Here is a 15,161-nt window from a genome sequence, read left to right as displayed (position 1 = left end):
TTACTATCTTGCTCTCTGAAACAAAAAAAGGAAAATGACGAACAGCAAACTCATATACATCGAAGACGATCAGATCTTAGGGAATTTGATTACACAAGCCTTGGTTGGAAACGATTCGAGCGAAGAAAGCCTGAACAATGTCATCTCGCAATTCCGCAAAAAATTCCGGTCAGACGAACACATTCATATCAGTACACATCCCTGTATTGGATACCAATTGGATTCCTGACGGACAACCCAACCGGGAGAAACCGAACCCGATTCAGCCTCTCCCGGCCAACAATTTTTATATAATTCATCATTCGCCAAACACCATTCGGGACATAGGTTCAACAAGTTGATACATATATTTCCCCATGAAAGCTAATGAAAGAAACATTGTAACAGTTATCACAAAAAAGAGTATTGCCCAAATAACTGAAAGACAAAAACTACCGCGAATAAGAAGCTTCCTCTCTTCAACAACAAATTTTCCTCTTCCATTTTTTGAATAAATCCAATAAAACAGCAACACTCCTAAAAAGCAAAATCAATCTATTCCATAAGCATGGATTTCAGCCAACGACGAATTACTTGCACGATAACTATCAGTAATTTTTATCTTAAAATAGCGTCCCTTTGTCGGTGTGATGCTGAAGATTTGCTCTTCGAGTACCTTCTGCGCTTCAAATGCACCGACTGCTGTCCAATTGAGCTTATCTGAACTGACAAAAAATTCACCACCCTTCACATCCCGGTAGCTATCATGCTGCCTTTCAGTCAAGCTGATGTTGGTCAAAGTTGTTTCCTTCTTCATATCCACAACGATTTCATGCGGAAGTGGAATCGATCCGCCACTCCATTGTGAATGCCAGAAAGTCGATAATTGCCCATCCAGCAAACATGTCGCCACACCGTTTCCGATACCTTCTCCGGTCCGTTCTTCCGTATTAGCTTGTATACTCCAGCCCGCACGATCCAACTTGATTCCGACAACCCGAACTACCAACGGGTAGACGGCGTTTTCAGCAATATTGAACAGCGAAACATTATCCAAACGAATAGGTAACATATATTCTCCCGGAGTCAATCCGTTGCCGTTGAGCGTCACCGCCAAATCGGTCGTGCTCGTCCCCGTAGGCAAGGTGACAACATCTTCGAATGAATAGTTCCCTTCCGGAAACAGCTTATAAGCTGTGCCGTTCTCTGCGTTATAAGCTGTAACATATCCGGGATCTACGACAAACTGACATTCTACATCCCAATTGTTGTCCGTATCCAAACCGAAACCGACTTCAACTGACTCCGTGTTGAATCCATATGTGTAAGACAATGGCTGAATGTCGGTATCCGTGAACCCCATAGCCGGGGTCAACACATCTGTTATCCGGATAAACAATTCACTTTTATCGGCATTGACCGAGTCCTTCTCGCTCGTCAGGTAAAGCGGAAGCACATAAGTCGCTTCCGGATTCGCCTCCATCGCCGCACCGATCAAATCTGTCGACAACGAAAGCGTAACGACTTTACTACGTTCCTCCGACGCAAAATCCAATCGATCGGTGTCCATCGAATAAGAACCTGAAGGGATTATCCGATAGTCCGTGCCATAAAGTACATCGACTTCCTCTTGCGAGTGAACGGCTATTTCCCCGCTTGCCGTCAATGACGGATCACTCCCCCCCTTATAAACGGAGAAAGCATAAGTATTAAGCTCTCCCGTATTGTAAAGAGTGAGCTCCTGCGTACCGGATTTATTAATATAAAGCACTTTGTGATATTCTTCCGGCACTAAGTTTTCCAATTCATATTTCGACTCGTCACAAGCTGTCAACAAAAGAACAGCCAGACATGCAATTCCTATATAATTCACTTTCATACAATTCGTTTTTTAGATTAATAACCAGGAGCTTGCACCAACTGAGGATCACTGTACAATTCACTATTCTTGATCGGAACCAAATACTGTCTGACGTTCCATTGGATCGGCTGGTCGATTGGCACGATTTGATTGAACTCCTCAAATGAAGGATTGACAGTCATTCCATTCAGCCCTTTAAATTCGGAGGGCTGCATTACTTGGTCGGCAATACGCCAGCGACGGACGTCATAATATCGGTGACCTTCGGCATGCAGTTCGATTGCCCGTTCATTACGGACCCATTCCATCAGTGACATGGTCGAAAGATCAGCTGTAGTCAACTTACGTACACCGGCCCGTTCCCGAATAACATTCAGGTTCTCTAACGCTTCATCTGTACGATCTAATGCTGCATAACATTCAGCCAAATTCAAATACAATTCCGCCATACGAATCAGAATGATCCGGAACTTGTCACCTGAAGTGGATCCGGAAGACAGATATACCCCGTTCGGCACGATGAATTTCTTATTCAAGAAACCGGTACCTGTTGCATTACGCGTATTAGAAAGTGAATAACCATTCGTATTGGAATTCTTCAAGTTCAGCCATAATGGGTTATTGTTGTTGATTAACGGCATATACTCACAACCGTCATAGGCAATCCACGCATAGTAACGCGGTTCACGACCAACATTAAACTTGACAATATCATTCTTAATTTCCTCGCTATCCAATTGATCTTTCGACAACTCCGGACTGGAAGCTCCCTCATAGTAACGTGTCAGCCACTCGCTTTGCAAATAGAAATCCGGATCTTTAGCAGGAGGAAGACCGTTTTCCGTATAGAAACGGTTTACAGCCGCCCAAGTAGGTGCAGTCCCATGATAGCCTCCGGCCCACGAACCGTCACTCTTTTTGACAAGTCGGTTCGGAAGCCGCGATTTCGAACGACCGCAACCAACATCATTCGCATCATTACCATCACCATACTGAGGATTGATAGCCCAAATAATTTCCTTATTACTAAACCCTTCATGCGCCGTAATCATATACTGGAGCATTCGAACTTGCTTTTTGAACAATTCATTTTCCTCCGTATCCTCTTCTTTCCCCGGAATGAATGGAAGCGGTACTTTATCAATAGCAGCCTTTGCTTCAGAAGCTTCAAGATCGAACAATTTATATCCGGCAGCTTCAGCAGCTGTTAACGCCTCCTTACAAGCCGTCAGAGCACGTTCCCACTTGGCAGGATCATATTTATTGCTAACCAACTCCATTCCATAGCCCGGTGTCTCATAATTTGTGTTCCGCCAGTTCGGATAAACAAATGAACCGTTCCAAAGAGGAGAAGCAGCATAGAGCAGCACACGAGCTTTCAAACTTTTGCAGATAGTGGCATCTGCACGGCTTAAATTTTCAGTTGTCTGTGTTGCCGGTAAAACTTCGGCTGCCGCATCTAATTTTCCGACAATCCAATCTACACAATAATCAAAATGCGAACGCCCCGGAATTTCGGACGGAAGGATGTTTTGATCTACCTTTGTTTCGATGATAGGACAAGGCCCATAGTTTTGCAATACTTTGAAATGATAATATGCTTCGAGAAACCAGCATTCGGCACGGTATTGTGCCTTCTCCTCCTCTGTCACACCTGCCGGGTTCAAACGATCCAACTGTTCCAAAAAGTAGTGGACATATCCGATGTAGTTATATAAATTCTCCCAGTCACCGATATCATCGGCCGCCGAAACGGTTCCGTACAACATTTTCTGCATATTCCAGTCCCAGTCTTTCGGCTCGACATATTCATCGGTGGCCAACGAAGCATCTCCATCACTTTCTCGACAGAAGGTATATCGCGAAGTACCTGAGTAAGCGGTAAAAAGGAAACCTAAAGTTGCTGACTCGTCCTTCATTGTGTCATCAAAATCCGGCTGTGCCGGTGGTATGACATCCAAATAGCTGCAAGAAGGGAATGCCAGCAGACCGGCCGACAAGGCTATCTTGATATATTGTCTGATATTTTTTGTTAGTTTCATCTCGTTATTCTATTAGTTAATTAAACATTAGAAAGTAAATTGCACCCCCAGGTTAAAAGTCCGCTGCAACGGATAAGCGTTCCAAGCCAATTCCGGATCCCACAACTTGAAGGGACTGAATACGGCCAAGTTATCACCGCTGAAATAAACGCGGCACATCGGGAAGGTATAACCCAATTCCAACGTTTTGAAACGAAGGAAATTGCCGTTACGCATCCAATAAGAACTCGGTTGGATATTACCCGCGATGTCAGCATTTGAAGTTCCTAAACGCGGGTAGAGTGCATCCGGATTAGGATTGTCGACCGACCAATGGCTCTCGGCAATCCACGACATCAAATTGCGTGGTAAAGATTCCGACGGACCACCATCGCCACCGGAAGCCAAAAATGGAGCAAAGCCGGAATTGATCATAATTTTACGTTTGGCCGAACCATTGAAGAAGACTCCGAAGTCGAATTTCTTCCAACGAACGTTCAATCCTAACCCATATTGGATACGCGGCATATCACCGTAAGGCGAAAGCATTACCTTATCCTCGGATGTGATCGCACCATCACCATCGATATCGCGATATTTAATATCACCAGGCATCGGCTTCGAACCTAACTGTGTTTGATCAGGCCAATTATTTATCTCTTCTTGACTGCTGAAAAGCCCTTCTGCCACATAACCGGTCAATCGATTCAACGGTTTGTTAGTTTCCGTTTGCCATACATAGGGATAATTCGGTTCGTCAGAAAACTTGTATTCGTTTCGATTATAGGTGAAGTTACCACGGAAGTCGACTTGCCAGTCTTTTCCAAATTGTTTTTTCCAATTGACACTGACTTCGAAACCGGTATTCAACACTTCGCCGATATTGCTCCAAGGCGTACTGCCCCAATAACCGAGTAGCTTTCCGAAGCTGGCACGTTTCATCAAGATACGGTCGCGGTAGTCACGGAAATAATCGAATGTAATGTTCACTTGGTTAAAAAGCGAAGCGTCAAGTCCGATATCCAACTTTTTCACATGTTCCCATCCTGCATTTTGTACGGCAAGAATATTGAAACCATGCCCCTGACGATTTAACCATTGCCCGGGAAGTCCCGAATGCCAAGAGGCACCGCTCCCAATAGCTACTTGATTTTGGTAAAGAAAATGTTGTGCACCACTGTTGAACTGGTCACTACCAACCAAACCGTATGATCCCCTAATCTTGAAATAATCCACATAATCGGCAATCGGCTCCCAAAACTGCTCCCCGCTTAATACCCAACCGAGAGATGCGGCTGGGAAAAACTCAAAACGATCCTCCTTTGCCAACCGTTCGGAACCATTGTAACCGAAATTGAACTCTACCAAGTAGCGGTTGTCATAATCATAAGTGGCTCGTCCTGAATAACCCTGGTTGCGATTAGGCAAGACTCCATTACGATACTCTCTCATCATATACATGAACATGGCAGTCATATTATGCTTGCCAAACGAACGTTTCCAATCCAAACGGGCATCCAAATAGAATGTTTGATCGGCCTCTTTAGTGATGTCAGACTGGCTGATATAATCCGTACCAGTTTGCAAAAGTCGCAAAGCATAGGTATCATTTTCGGGATCGTAACTATCGGGCTGTACCTGATAGTAATAAGGAGATAGCGAACGGGTATAATAAGAGTTTGACCAATTTTTAAAGTTCACTAAAACCTTTGCGCTTAAACCTTTTGTGACAAATCCCAAGTCTTGCGAGATATCCAAAGAGGTATTCAGCGTATTGAAGTTGTCTTCCCTGAACGATCCCATCATGTATTGGTAAGGGTTTTCTCCGTAAGCCCCAGCTTTAATTTCGGCATTACCATAATAAATATGATCTTCTTCGCCAGGGAAATAAGCGGGGAAAGAGACAGGATTGGCATACATCACCTTTTTGTAGATATCAGTAGTCTTATTATTCGGTCCCTTTTGGCTACCGATTTGCGCCATCATACGAAGATTGACAGTCGTCGTATTCGTCAACTTATAACTGATGTTATTTTGAAAATTGTACTCCCAATGGTTAATGTTCGGATTGAAAGCTGAATTGTCCGCAGCATTGAGCAAACCTGTATCATGGTTTGCCTGCAAACTCATATAATAAGTAACACGCGACGCACCACCCGATACGTTCACATTAGCACGTTGATTATAATTTCCACTACGGAAAATCATGTCATACCAATCTACATTCGGATAGACATACGGATTGATACCACTTTCTGTCGCCGCAATGATCTCATCCGAATAACGTGGTGTAATTACTGTCGCGCTACGCGCCTGCTGCGCCTCGTTATAGGTGCGCATGAATGTCGGTCCATCAGCAAACTCCGGTGTATTCATCGGCTGGAAATAAGAAGCCTCGACCGACACGTTGACCGTTGCTTTTGTATTTTCCTTCCCATGTTTGGTTGTAACAAGCATGACGCCATTCGCACCACGGTTACCATAGATTGCCGTCGCCGAAGCATCCTTCAAAACCGAAAAACTTTCGATACTTTCTGCCGGAATACGGTTCAAGTCCCCAGACGATATTTCCACGCCATCCAACAAAATCAATGGAGTTGCCACACCACCAAACGTATTGATGCCACGGATATAGAACGCAGAAGTAGAACCCGGCTCACCACTGCTGTTCGTAGAAATGACACCAGCCAGTTTACCAGCCAGTGAGCTGGTCAATGAAGATGTCGGAGCTTTCAGCTGTATACCTTCCGTTGCCGTAATCGCACCGGTAATAGATACTTTCTTCTGAGTACCGGCACCAACGACAACGACTTCGTCCAAAACTTCATTATCCCCCTCCATCTTAACGTTCAAGATACCTAAGTCACCCACTTCGATCGTTTGTGTCTTATAACCGATATAAGAGATTTCGATTTCATCTTTACCTGTTACTTCAATGGAAAACTTTCCGTCAAGATCAGTCACCGTACCTTGAGTAGTACCTTTAATGATAACATTTACACCGATCAGTGTTTCACCGGTAGAGGCATCCGTAACAGTACCGACTAACGTACGTTTAACAGGCGACTTACTTTGTTGGATTTCAGGGACGGGCAATCTATCTCCCGCATCAGCAACGGCATCCGGAGGACAAGCCCCCAACAAACCAGTACAAAGCAATAAAGCAATTGCAGGTCTCCGCTTTTTTCTAATTGAGATTAAATTCATAAGTTAACATTTTTATTTTATAATAAAAAAATAGCCTAAAGATCCTAAAACACAAAGACTTATAATTTTACACGATTATACATTCTTTATATTTACATTAAGTTCTGCAAGAACTGCGGCTCAAATATAGGCAAATATCCACAACTTTCTATAAAAAAACACACAATAATTTAATCAATTCGATAAAAAGTAAATTAGATTCTTTGTATCATACAGATATAACCAAGATTCTACAACTTATATATTAAATAATCACTCCAAATCACCGCAGTTCTTGCAGGACTATGATAAAACCTACACCATATTGGCACCAAAACTTTTGAAAAACCTAAGGCAACCACATCATCGTTCGTTGCAAACGAACAGTTCCCCACCATTGTTCATGGAAATCAATATATTCCCCCTTAATTTCTTCATAAAAGAAATGATCATATTTTTCAGTCATAGTATTAAGCAAGAAGGAGTTTTTTATCCAATTCCTATTTATAGAATTGCGTAACGGGACATCGGGATAAGATGAATGAAAAAATACTTCATCTTGATTGCTTTTTATCATGGAATAAAAGGTAGAGCAAACTCTAACAGGTATTAGATAATAAAAAGTCATTCATGTATCACAAAACAGCTTGTTTCTTCTTTCTTCAACTTCCCGCCTTCCACTCAGCAGAAAGAGCCTGTAAAAAAACTTCATCATTGACAGGGTTTAAAAGGTAAGGAAAAGAGATGGCATACCCGATCCATCATCATACCATACAAAAGGATTTTACCTAATTTTTGATTTTTTCAAATAAACCTTTTTGTATGATAGCAGTCATATAAATCGTTTTGTAAAATGTAAAAGACAGATTTGGAAGATGATGACAAAAAAGATGAGCTTACTTTTAACCGGTATGCTTTTGTGTTTGGCTCCGGATATAAAAGGTAATGAAACGGACGGAAGGATTAAAGGTATTGTAATGGACGGCGAATTAGGGGGACCACTCGAATTTGTAACCGTCCAGGTTAAAGCAAAAGGTTCGGACAAAATATTGCAGGGAGCCGTTACCGGAAGTGACGGAAATTACAGTATCGGAGGACTGAAGAAGGGGGAATATATAGTTACTTATTCCTATATCGGCTACGCGGAAATTTCTAAAAATATAACAATCAGCAACAATTCTCAAACTCTTAATCTTGGAGAACTCACCCTGGAAGAAGATGCCAACCAATTGGGAGAAGTAGAAATCGTAGCAAAAAAGCCCCAAATGAGATTCGAGCTCGATAGAAAAGTTTTCGACGCAACACAAGATATCGCATCCGAAGGGGGATCGGCCAGTGATTTGCTTGCCAATATCCCATCCGTGGAAGTCGATAACGAAGGATCTGTTTCATTGCGTGGAAATTCCAGCGTAACAGTCTGGATCAACGGAAAAGCATCGGGACTGACAGCAGACAACCAGGCGGACATACTGGAAATGATGCCGGCAGAAGATATCAAACAAGTGGAAGTCATTACCAATCCCTCTGCTAAATACAGCCCGGAGGGAACAGCCGGGATTATCAACATTATTTTAAAGGATGACCGGAAACCCGGTTACTACGGCAGCGTAAAAGCCGGAGCCGATACGGACGGAGGTTATCAGGCAAGTGGAAACATCAACTACAGCAGTAGCAAAGTAGACGCGTACGCCAATCTGAGCTATCGAAACCGGGAAATGAAAGGCGGTGGAATCACAAGTCGTGAAAATACAGCCAACAATAGTTTTCTCGACCAGACCAACAACTCCAAACGACAACACAACAACTGGTTCGGACGTATCGGGGCAACCTGGCACATTACCAAAAGCGACGACCTAGCATTCAACATGACCGGCATGACTGGAGGGGGTGACAACAACGAATCGATCCATTACATTTCGACAGACAAGCAAAAGAATACGGTTTACACCAGCGACCGTACAACAGACGGAAACTCGGACATGAAAATGTACAACCTGGAATTGAATTACTTACACAAATTCTCGGAAAACAGCAATATAGACTTAACCGTCAGCAATAACCAATGGAGAAACGACGGACTAAGCATTTACGAACAATCAACCCGATATACGGACACTGACTTAACCGACAAACAGGAATATCAAACTCAGGAAAACAACATCAAAAACAAAAGCTGGGAAGTTCAGGCCGACTACACAAACAAAATATCCGACGCGAGCCGGATCGAGGCAGGTTATAAAGGGACATTCCAAAGAGAATCCAGCCCTGTGGATACCTATACCGGAACAACTGCTACCGACATCGAACAGGACCAGGCACTTTACAACCGCTTTCTATATAACCAGGATGTGCATGCCTTGTACATGACGTATGGAGGCAAGTGGAACAATCTGAGCTACCAAGCCGGCCTACGTGGAGAATATTGGCGTGTGGATACCCGCTCGCTGGACTTCGACCAGGAATTTAACGGCAAGCCGTCGGAAACTTTCGAGAAAGACTATTTCAAGTTGTTCCCAAGTGCCTTTATCTCCTATGCCCTCCCTAAAAACAATGAAATACAAGTGAACTATACCCGTCGCCTACGTCGTCCTTGGGGTGGACAATTAAATTCATTCCGCAATATTTCCGATGCCTCCAACATTTCTTTCGGTAACCCGGAACTGACACCTGAATATTCCCATTCTTTCGAATTGAATTATATCAAGACCTGGGAATCCGGCCATACCCTATCATTATCCGGCTACTATCGCTCGACAGATGACGTGATCCAGCGCATTCGTTTCTTGAACACGGCAGACAATGTAATGTACACGACCAGTGAAAACGTAGCCCGCCAGCAAAACAGCGGTCTGGAAATCGTTGGAAAAAACAATTTATTCAGCATCCTTAGCCTGACAACGACCGTAAACCTCTACTACTCCAAATTAGACGGTTTCAGCTATCTGCCCGAAGGAGCGGAAGCTCCTGTCACTGGAGAGGAGGATGAAAGCTTCAACTGGAACGTACGCATGATTGCCAATGTCAGTCTTCCTTGGGGTGTTTCCCTACAGGGCACAGGCAACTATAATTCCAAGCGCTTGATGGCACAAGGATACCGCGAACCGAACTACTCAGTCGATCTTGGATTGCGCAAATCTTTCTTAAAAGACAAGTTGACGTTAAGTATCAATGCACGCGACTTGCTGGACTCCCGCAGATTCCGCACCATTACATCCGGAGACGGTTTCTGGCAGGATTCCGAGAACTGGCGTGGTGGCAGAAGAGTTGGTTTTACCCTGACCTACAACTTCGGCAATATGAACAAGAAAAAAGACAAAAGCAGGAGCGAGGAACCGGACATGTATGAAATGGACTAAATAAAAAAGAAGGGATAAACCTTTGCCGCACTTATCCCTTCTTACCTACATCCTCTTATCTTTCAAAACAGGCATCGAAGGCATGTGCCGACGGCAGGAAATCCACCTGTTTGACAAAAGCGCAAGACTCGCGTGCTCCATGTTCACGATCCATGCCGCTATCTTCCCACTCCACCGAGAGCGGACCTTGATAGCCGATATCGTTCAAAGCACGGATAATTTCTTCAAACCGGATCTTTCCACGTCCTAAGCTACGGAAATTCCAGAAGCGGCGGGCATCGCCAAAAGTTGAATGGCCGCCGAACACGCCGATCTGTTTCGGAGTATCGCTCCAATACACATCTTTCATGTGGACATGGAAAATACGATCCGGGAACTGGTTGATGAAGTCTACATAATCCACTCCCTGATACCCCAAATGGCTCGGATCGTAATTAAAACCGAAAGCCGGATGATAATCGATCGCTTCAAGAGCCTTACGGGCAGAATAAGTATCGAACGCGATCTCGGTCGGATGCACTTCGAGAGCGAAACGGACACCTAACTTTTGATATTCGTCTAAAATCGGAATAAAACGTCGGGCAAAATCAGCATACCCTTCATTCACCATCTCGTCGGTAACGGGAGGAAAGGAGTAGAGCCATTGCCAGATCGAACTTCCCGTAAAACCAACTACGGTGTCGACTCCCAGCATTCTAGCGGCATGGGCTGCCTGAATCATATTTTCGACCGCCCGCAGGTGCACTCCATCAGGATCGCCATCGCCCCAGATATAATCAGGCAATACGGATTTATGCCGTTGATCGATATTATCACATATCGCCTGGCCGACCAGATGATTCGAAATACAAAACAGTTGCAAACCGTACTTATCGAGTGTCACCTTGATATTCCGATAATATTCCGGATCTGTCTGCCGAACATCCAAATGAGATGGTAATCCCAATTCAACACCGTCAAAACCAAATGATTTTGCTTTTTCACAAATAACATCCAGCGGTAAGTCTCCCCACTGCAATGTACATAATGTTACAGGACGTGCCATGTTTTTCGTTCTTTTTAAGGTTAATACATTGTGTCTGTTCGACAAATATAAAATATCTTTTTAAATTCATCTACAAATATTTTTCATTTCTGATTATTTATCTTTCCTTTGTAACATTATAAACAACTAAAAAACTTAACTATGAGAAAGAAAGTGTTTTTTGCACTTGGCTGCGTACTCTACTTGACAGGTTGCGACAGTTCTTCACTCGAAAAAGTCATCCCGCAAACAAAGTTTTTCCCCATTCAATTCAGCATTCAGATGGAAAAAGAGATAGTGTCTTTTCCCACCCGCAGCATACCGAATAACGTGATTCCGGAACCGACGGTTTCGAAAGCTGGAGAGAGCGACGCCGAATTGAACGAAATATGTTCCACCATCGAATATGTAGTATTCAAAAACGAAGATACTCCTGCATTAATCAAGCACAAGCAGTTCACTTACAATCCCACCGATCTGGATGCGGATTTCAGTTGCATATATGACAGTTTGCCACAAGGCGACTACAAATTCTACTTTTTAGCCCACAATTCAAAAAACGCTGTATTATCCGGTTCAACTTTTTCTTTCGACAGCATCTCGGATACATTCTACGAAATGATATCCCTAAACATCGATGTTGCAGAAATCACCAACAAAGATGTCTCTCTTCAACGTATCGTCAGCCGTATTGAGTTCATGGCGACCGATTCGGTTTCCGACATACTGAAACAGTTCGATATGGAGATCGACGGAATATCCAATCAGCTGGACATCGCCACCGGTCAGGGGATAAAAATCCCGGATAAGCAAATCCTCTCCTATACATTCAAGAATAATGAGATCGGAGAAGTAAACAAAGTACATTCTTTTTATACTTTCATACCTCCCACCGACAATAAAATAGCCGTCCGCCTTTCGGCCATCGCCAAAAACGACGAACCGATCCGGGAACGGCAAATCGACAATATCATTCCGGAAAAAAACAAAATCATCCGTTATAAAGGCCGCCTCTACAGCCGTTCCGAATCCGACGACACATTCCAGATCAGCATCTACAACAATGGGAAATGGGAAGAGACAACCGATATTGAATTGCCTGATTACGAATAAAATTTGTATAAACACATGCTTTCCATCAACAATACGGCCGCACAAACATTCCTCTATATCGTTTTAATTCATATCTTTGTCATTGAATGATTAATATTTGGAATCATGATTAAGAAGAATATACTCGGTTTATTATTTCTGCTGTCCGCACTCTGTCTGTTCAACAGTTGTGAGGATGATCCGTATTATGATGATTACGGCTGGGCGACCGATGCATTATGCAATAATACCTGGGTTGATTTTTATACCAATAACAAAGGGTACGAATGCGAACAACGGCTCGACTTCTATAACGATCATACGGGAGAAGATTTTACAATTATCTATTATCCTAACGGTATGACTGACGAATTGAAAACAAGTTTTTATTGGGACTGGAAAGACGAATATTTCGATTCTTTCTATGTCGAATATGCAAACGGGACTGATTATTACGAGGATGTTCGAATAGGTAACGAATATTTAAAGTGTTTCCTAAACGGAGACCGGGTGACCTTCGAGGCATTCCACTGGTAATAAAAAAGGCAATCGTAACGATTGCCTTTTTTATTGTAGCTCCGCCGAGAATCGAACTCGGATCTAAAGTTTAGGAAACTTCTATTCTATCCGTTGAACTACAGAGCCATTTTTATAATAAGTGCGGCAAAAGTATAATCTTTTCCGCAAACTGGCAAGTATTTAAAGGAGCAATATGCTAATCGAACAGACTTTGCATGACGGATAAGGACTTTATTTCGGGAAAATCCGGCAAATGCAGGCGATAATATTCAAGAATACGGTTTATGACACTCACACGATCCTGCCGGGAAAAAGAATACAACGACATATTCTCGAAGCTGATCTTCAGCAACCGGGCAAAAACCACACTCTCCTGCCGGTTCAGATAATGGCGATGCATCGGTATACGATCGACAAACACGCCATTCAACATATCGAAGCAAGAACCTGCCACATATGATTCGACGTTCGGATATATCCCCAGATAATGCAAGAGTCGCAGCAAAAAGACCAGATGAAAATTCGCCACCCCCTTATCCGAAAGCTCTAACAATTGTATCGACTCGAACAAATACTCGAAAAGGCGCGAATCCGGCTCCGTCTCCTTCACCACGCGGAAAAGGATCTCGGAAAGGAAAAGCGCAAGTATATTTTTCACCGGATTACAAAACACGTCCGTCAACGGATAGCAGAGTTTCGTTTCACGGATACGATGCAAATCCCGCTTATTCAGATGCTCAACCTCCATCTCCACTACCGAAAGAGGCATGAACAACGCTTTCGAGACAGAAGATTTCTTTCCACGGGAACGGGCAACCAGATAAGAAGCACGTCCAAAAGCCTCCGTGTACATATATATAATGGAGTACTTATCATTATATGGAATGGAATGCAGGACAATCCCACGCGTTTTACACAACATATCACTGAAATTTGGAAAACAAAGTTACAACATTTTCCTTCTCAGCCTTGTTTTATTGAATAACAAACTACTAAATTATAAAGAACATATAAACATGCAAGAACTCACGCTCACAACCCCATCACTGCTATTTTCAGCAGTTTCACTTATCCTATTGGCCTATACAAACCGTTTTATTTCGTATGCGAGCCTCGTACGCACATTGAAAGAAAAGCATCAACAGACACACGACCCGAAAGACATCGCCCAGATAGCCAATCTTAGGAAACGGTTATACCTGACACGCTCCATGCAGATATTAGGTCTGCTAAGCCTACTCTTTTGCGTGGTCTCGATGTTCTTCATCTATATCTCATGGCAAATCATAGCCGCCTGGATATTTGGAATAGGATTGCTTCTATTGGCAGCTTCGCTATGCGTATGTATCTGGGAAATAAATATTTCCGTCAATGCTTTAGAGATACACCTACAGGATATGAGTTCCAAATAGATGTTAAATACGACTAACCCAAAACTTTTTTCTTTCAAATATTTTGTCAATTTAAAGAGAACATCTATCTTTGCACTCGCAATCGGGAAATCAACAATCCCAGAGAGCTAAAAGTAAAAACTTTGACATGATGGCCCGTTCGTCTATCGGTTAGGACGCAAGATTTTCATTCTTGAAAGGGGGGTTCGATTCCCCCACGGGCTACAATAAACAGGATTAAAGAATAAATAAAGAGAATAGCTAAGAAATGGCAAATCACAAGTCATCAATTAAGAGAATCAGACAGACCAACGCAAAGCGTCTGCATAATAGATATTATGCTAAGACTGCAAGAAATGCAATGAGAGTTTTGCGTGCTACTGAAGATAAGAACGAAGCTCAGGTTCTGTTCCCGAAGGTGTGCTCTATGTTGGATAAGCTTGCTAAAAAACACATTATTCACAAGAATAAGGCAGGCAACTTGAAATCCAAATTAGCGAAGCACGTCAACGCACTTGCAAAATAAGGTATTATACTTTATATAGTATAAAGCCGGACTGGTTAGCCCGGCTTTTTTAAACCTGATGGCCCGTTCGTCTATCGGTTAGGACGCAAGATTTTCATTCTTGAAAGGGGGGTTCGATTCCCCCACGGGCTACCTTTTTTAAAGAGACAAAGTTTGACTTTGTCTCTTTTTTTGTTATACACCTCCGTTTGACTATTTTCACACTC

At 43.0% G+C, this 15,161-nt stretch carries 11 protein-coding genes and 3 tRNA genes; 8 read left to right on the top strand and 6 right to left on the bottom strand.

Annotation, left to right across the window (positions count from 1 at the left end; all coding sequences use genetic code 11):
- Window positions 1-34 precede the first annotated feature (34 nt).
- On the top strand, window positions 35-229 hold the full coding sequence (locus tag NQ542_RS16880) for a hypothetical protein (protein WP_005637499.1): 195 nt from the start codon (window positions 35-37) through the stop codon (window positions 227-229).
- A 300-nt stretch (window positions 230-529) separates the two neighbouring features.
- Here the strand turns inward: NQ542_RS16880 and NQ542_RS16875 are convergent, their stop codons facing one another.
- From NQ542_RS16875 to NQ542_RS16865, 3 genes are read right to left on the bottom strand one after another with little or no spacing between them, the layout of a single operon-like run.
- On the bottom strand, window positions 530-1,858 hold the full coding sequence (locus NQ542_RS16875) for a BT_3987 domain-containing protein (protein ID WP_121955695.1): 1,329 nt from the start codon (window positions 1,856-1,858) through the stop codon (window positions 530-532).
- A 17-nt stretch (window positions 1,859-1,875) separates the two neighbouring features.
- Complete coding sequence (locus NQ542_RS16870; protein WP_005637507.1) at window positions 1,876-3,882, bottom strand: RagB/SusD family nutrient uptake outer membrane protein; 2,007 nt, start codon at window positions 3,880-3,882, stop codon at window positions 1,876-1,878.
- 27 nt (window positions 3,883-3,909) lie between these two features.
- Entirely contained in the window at window positions 3,910-7,068 is a 3,159-nt protein-coding gene (locus tag NQ542_RS16865; RefSeq protein WP_005637509.1) for a SusC/RagA family TonB-linked outer membrane protein, read from the bottom strand.
- An 854-nt stretch (window positions 7,069-7,922) separates the two neighbouring features.
- Here NQ542_RS16865 and NQ542_RS16860 point away from each other — a divergent pair.
- Window positions 7,923-10,403: an outer membrane beta-barrel family protein gene (locus NQ542_RS16860; RefSeq protein ID WP_005637513.1), complete on the top strand. Its 2,481-nt coding sequence runs from the start codon at window positions 7,923-7,925 to the stop codon at window positions 10,401-10,403.
- Window positions 10,404-10,458: 55 nt separating this feature from the next.
- Here NQ542_RS16860 and NQ542_RS16855 read toward each other — a convergent pair whose 3' ends face one another.
- On the bottom strand, window positions 10,459-11,448 hold the full coding sequence (locus NQ542_RS16855) for a sugar phosphate isomerase/epimerase family protein (RefSeq protein ID WP_005637515.1): 990 nt from the start codon (window positions 11,446-11,448) through the stop codon (window positions 10,459-10,461).
- A gap of 141 nt (window positions 11,449-11,589) precedes the next feature.
- On the opposite strand from NQ542_RS16855, the gene NQ542_RS16850 reads away from it, so the two are divergent.
- Entirely contained in the window at window positions 11,590-12,540 is a 951-nt protein-coding gene (locus NQ542_RS16850; RefSeq protein WP_005637517.1) for a hypothetical protein, read from the top strand.
- Between the two features lie 105 nt (window positions 12,541-12,645).
- On the top strand, window positions 12,646-13,056 hold the full coding sequence (locus NQ542_RS16845; RefSeq protein ID WP_005637519.1) for a hypothetical protein: 411 nt from the start codon (window positions 12,646-12,648) through the stop codon (window positions 13,054-13,056).
- A 36-nt stretch (window positions 13,057-13,092) separates the two neighbouring features.
- Here NQ542_RS16845 and NQ542_RS16840 read toward each other — a convergent pair.
- Together NQ542_RS16840 and recO are read right to left on the bottom strand one after the other, a co-directional pair.
- Window positions 13,093-13,164 (bottom strand) — tRNA-Arg (locus NQ542_RS16840).
- Window positions 13,165-13,234: 70 nt separating this feature from the next.
- A complete protein-coding gene (gene recO / locus NQ542_RS16835; protein WP_039849963.1) occupies window positions 13,235-13,960 on the bottom strand; it encodes a DNA repair protein RecO in 726 nt (241 codons plus the stop codon).
- 94 nt (window positions 13,961-14,054) lie between these two features.
- Between recO and NQ542_RS16830 the strand changes: the two genes are divergently transcribed.
- The 4 genes from NQ542_RS16830 (at window position 14,055) to NQ542_RS16815 (ending at window position 15,087) form a co-directional block, all read left to right on the top strand.
- Window positions 14,055-14,450, top strand: a complete 396-nt coding sequence (locus NQ542_RS16830; RefSeq protein ID WP_005646993.1) for a DUF2721 domain-containing protein — start codon at window positions 14,055-14,057, stop codon at window positions 14,448-14,450.
- A gap of 132 nt (window positions 14,451-14,582) precedes the next feature.
- Window positions 14,583-14,654: transfer RNA gene (locus NQ542_RS16825), tRNA-Glu, on the top strand.
- Window positions 14,655-14,697: 43 nt separating this feature from the next.
- Window positions 14,698-14,955 carry a 30S ribosomal protein S20 gene (rpsT, locus tag NQ542_RS16820; protein ID WP_005637528.1) on the top strand — a complete coding sequence of 86 codons (258 nt, stop codon included), beginning with the start codon at window positions 14,698-14,700 and terminating at the stop codon, window positions 14,953-14,955.
- Between the two features lie 60 nt (window positions 14,956-15,015).
- Window positions 15,016-15,087 (top strand) — tRNA-Glu (locus NQ542_RS16815).
- Window positions 15,088-15,161 lie beyond the last annotated feature (74 nt).

It is taken from the genome of Parabacteroides merdae ATCC 43184, from assembly GCF_025151215.1.
Lineage (GTDB): Bacteria > Bacteroidota > Bacteroidia > Bacteroidales > Tannerellaceae > Parabacteroides > Parabacteroides merdae.
This window is presented reverse-complemented; position numbering and strand designations above follow the sequence as displayed.

Excerpts from the sequence above, each read along its gene's own strand:
- NQ542_RS16880 (WP_005637499.1), top strand. The coding sequence starts at position 35 with ATGACGAACAGCAAACTCATATACATCGAAGACGATCAGATCTTAGGG.
- NQ542_RS16875 (WP_121955695.1), bottom strand. The coding sequence starts at position 1,858 with ATGAAAGTGAATTATATAGGAATTGCATGTCTGGCTGTTCTTTTGTTG.
- NQ542_RS16870 (WP_005637507.1), bottom strand. The coding sequence starts at position 3,882 with ATGAAACTAACAAAAAATATCAGACAATATATCAAGATAGCCTTGTCG.
- NQ542_RS16865 (WP_005637509.1), bottom strand. The coding sequence starts at position 7,068 with ATGAATTTAATCTCAATTAGAAAAAAGCGGAGACCTGCAATTGCTTTA.
- NQ542_RS16860 (WP_005637513.1), top strand. The coding sequence starts at position 7,923 with ATGATGACAAAAAAGATGAGCTTACTTTTAACCGGTATGCTTTTGTGT.
- NQ542_RS16855 (WP_005637515.1), bottom strand. The coding sequence starts at position 11,448 with ATGGCACGTCCTGTAACATTATGTACATTGCAGTGGGGAGACTTACCG.
- NQ542_RS16850 (WP_005637517.1), top strand. The coding sequence starts at position 11,590 with ATGAGAAAGAAAGTGTTTTTTGCACTTGGCTGCGTACTCTACTTGACA.
- NQ542_RS16845 (WP_005637519.1), top strand. The coding sequence starts at position 12,646 with ATGATTAAGAAGAATATACTCGGTTTATTATTTCTGCTGTCCGCACTC.
- recO (WP_039849963.1), bottom strand. The coding sequence starts at position 13,960 with ATGTTGTGTAAAACGCGTGGGATTGTCCTGCATTCCATTCCATATAAT.
- NQ542_RS16830 (WP_005646993.1), top strand. The coding sequence starts at position 14,055 with ATGCAAGAACTCACGCTCACAACCCCATCACTGCTATTTTCAGCAGTT.
- rpsT (WP_005637528.1), top strand. The coding sequence starts at position 14,698 with ATGGCAAATCACAAGTCATCAATTAAGAGAATCAGACAGACCAACGCA.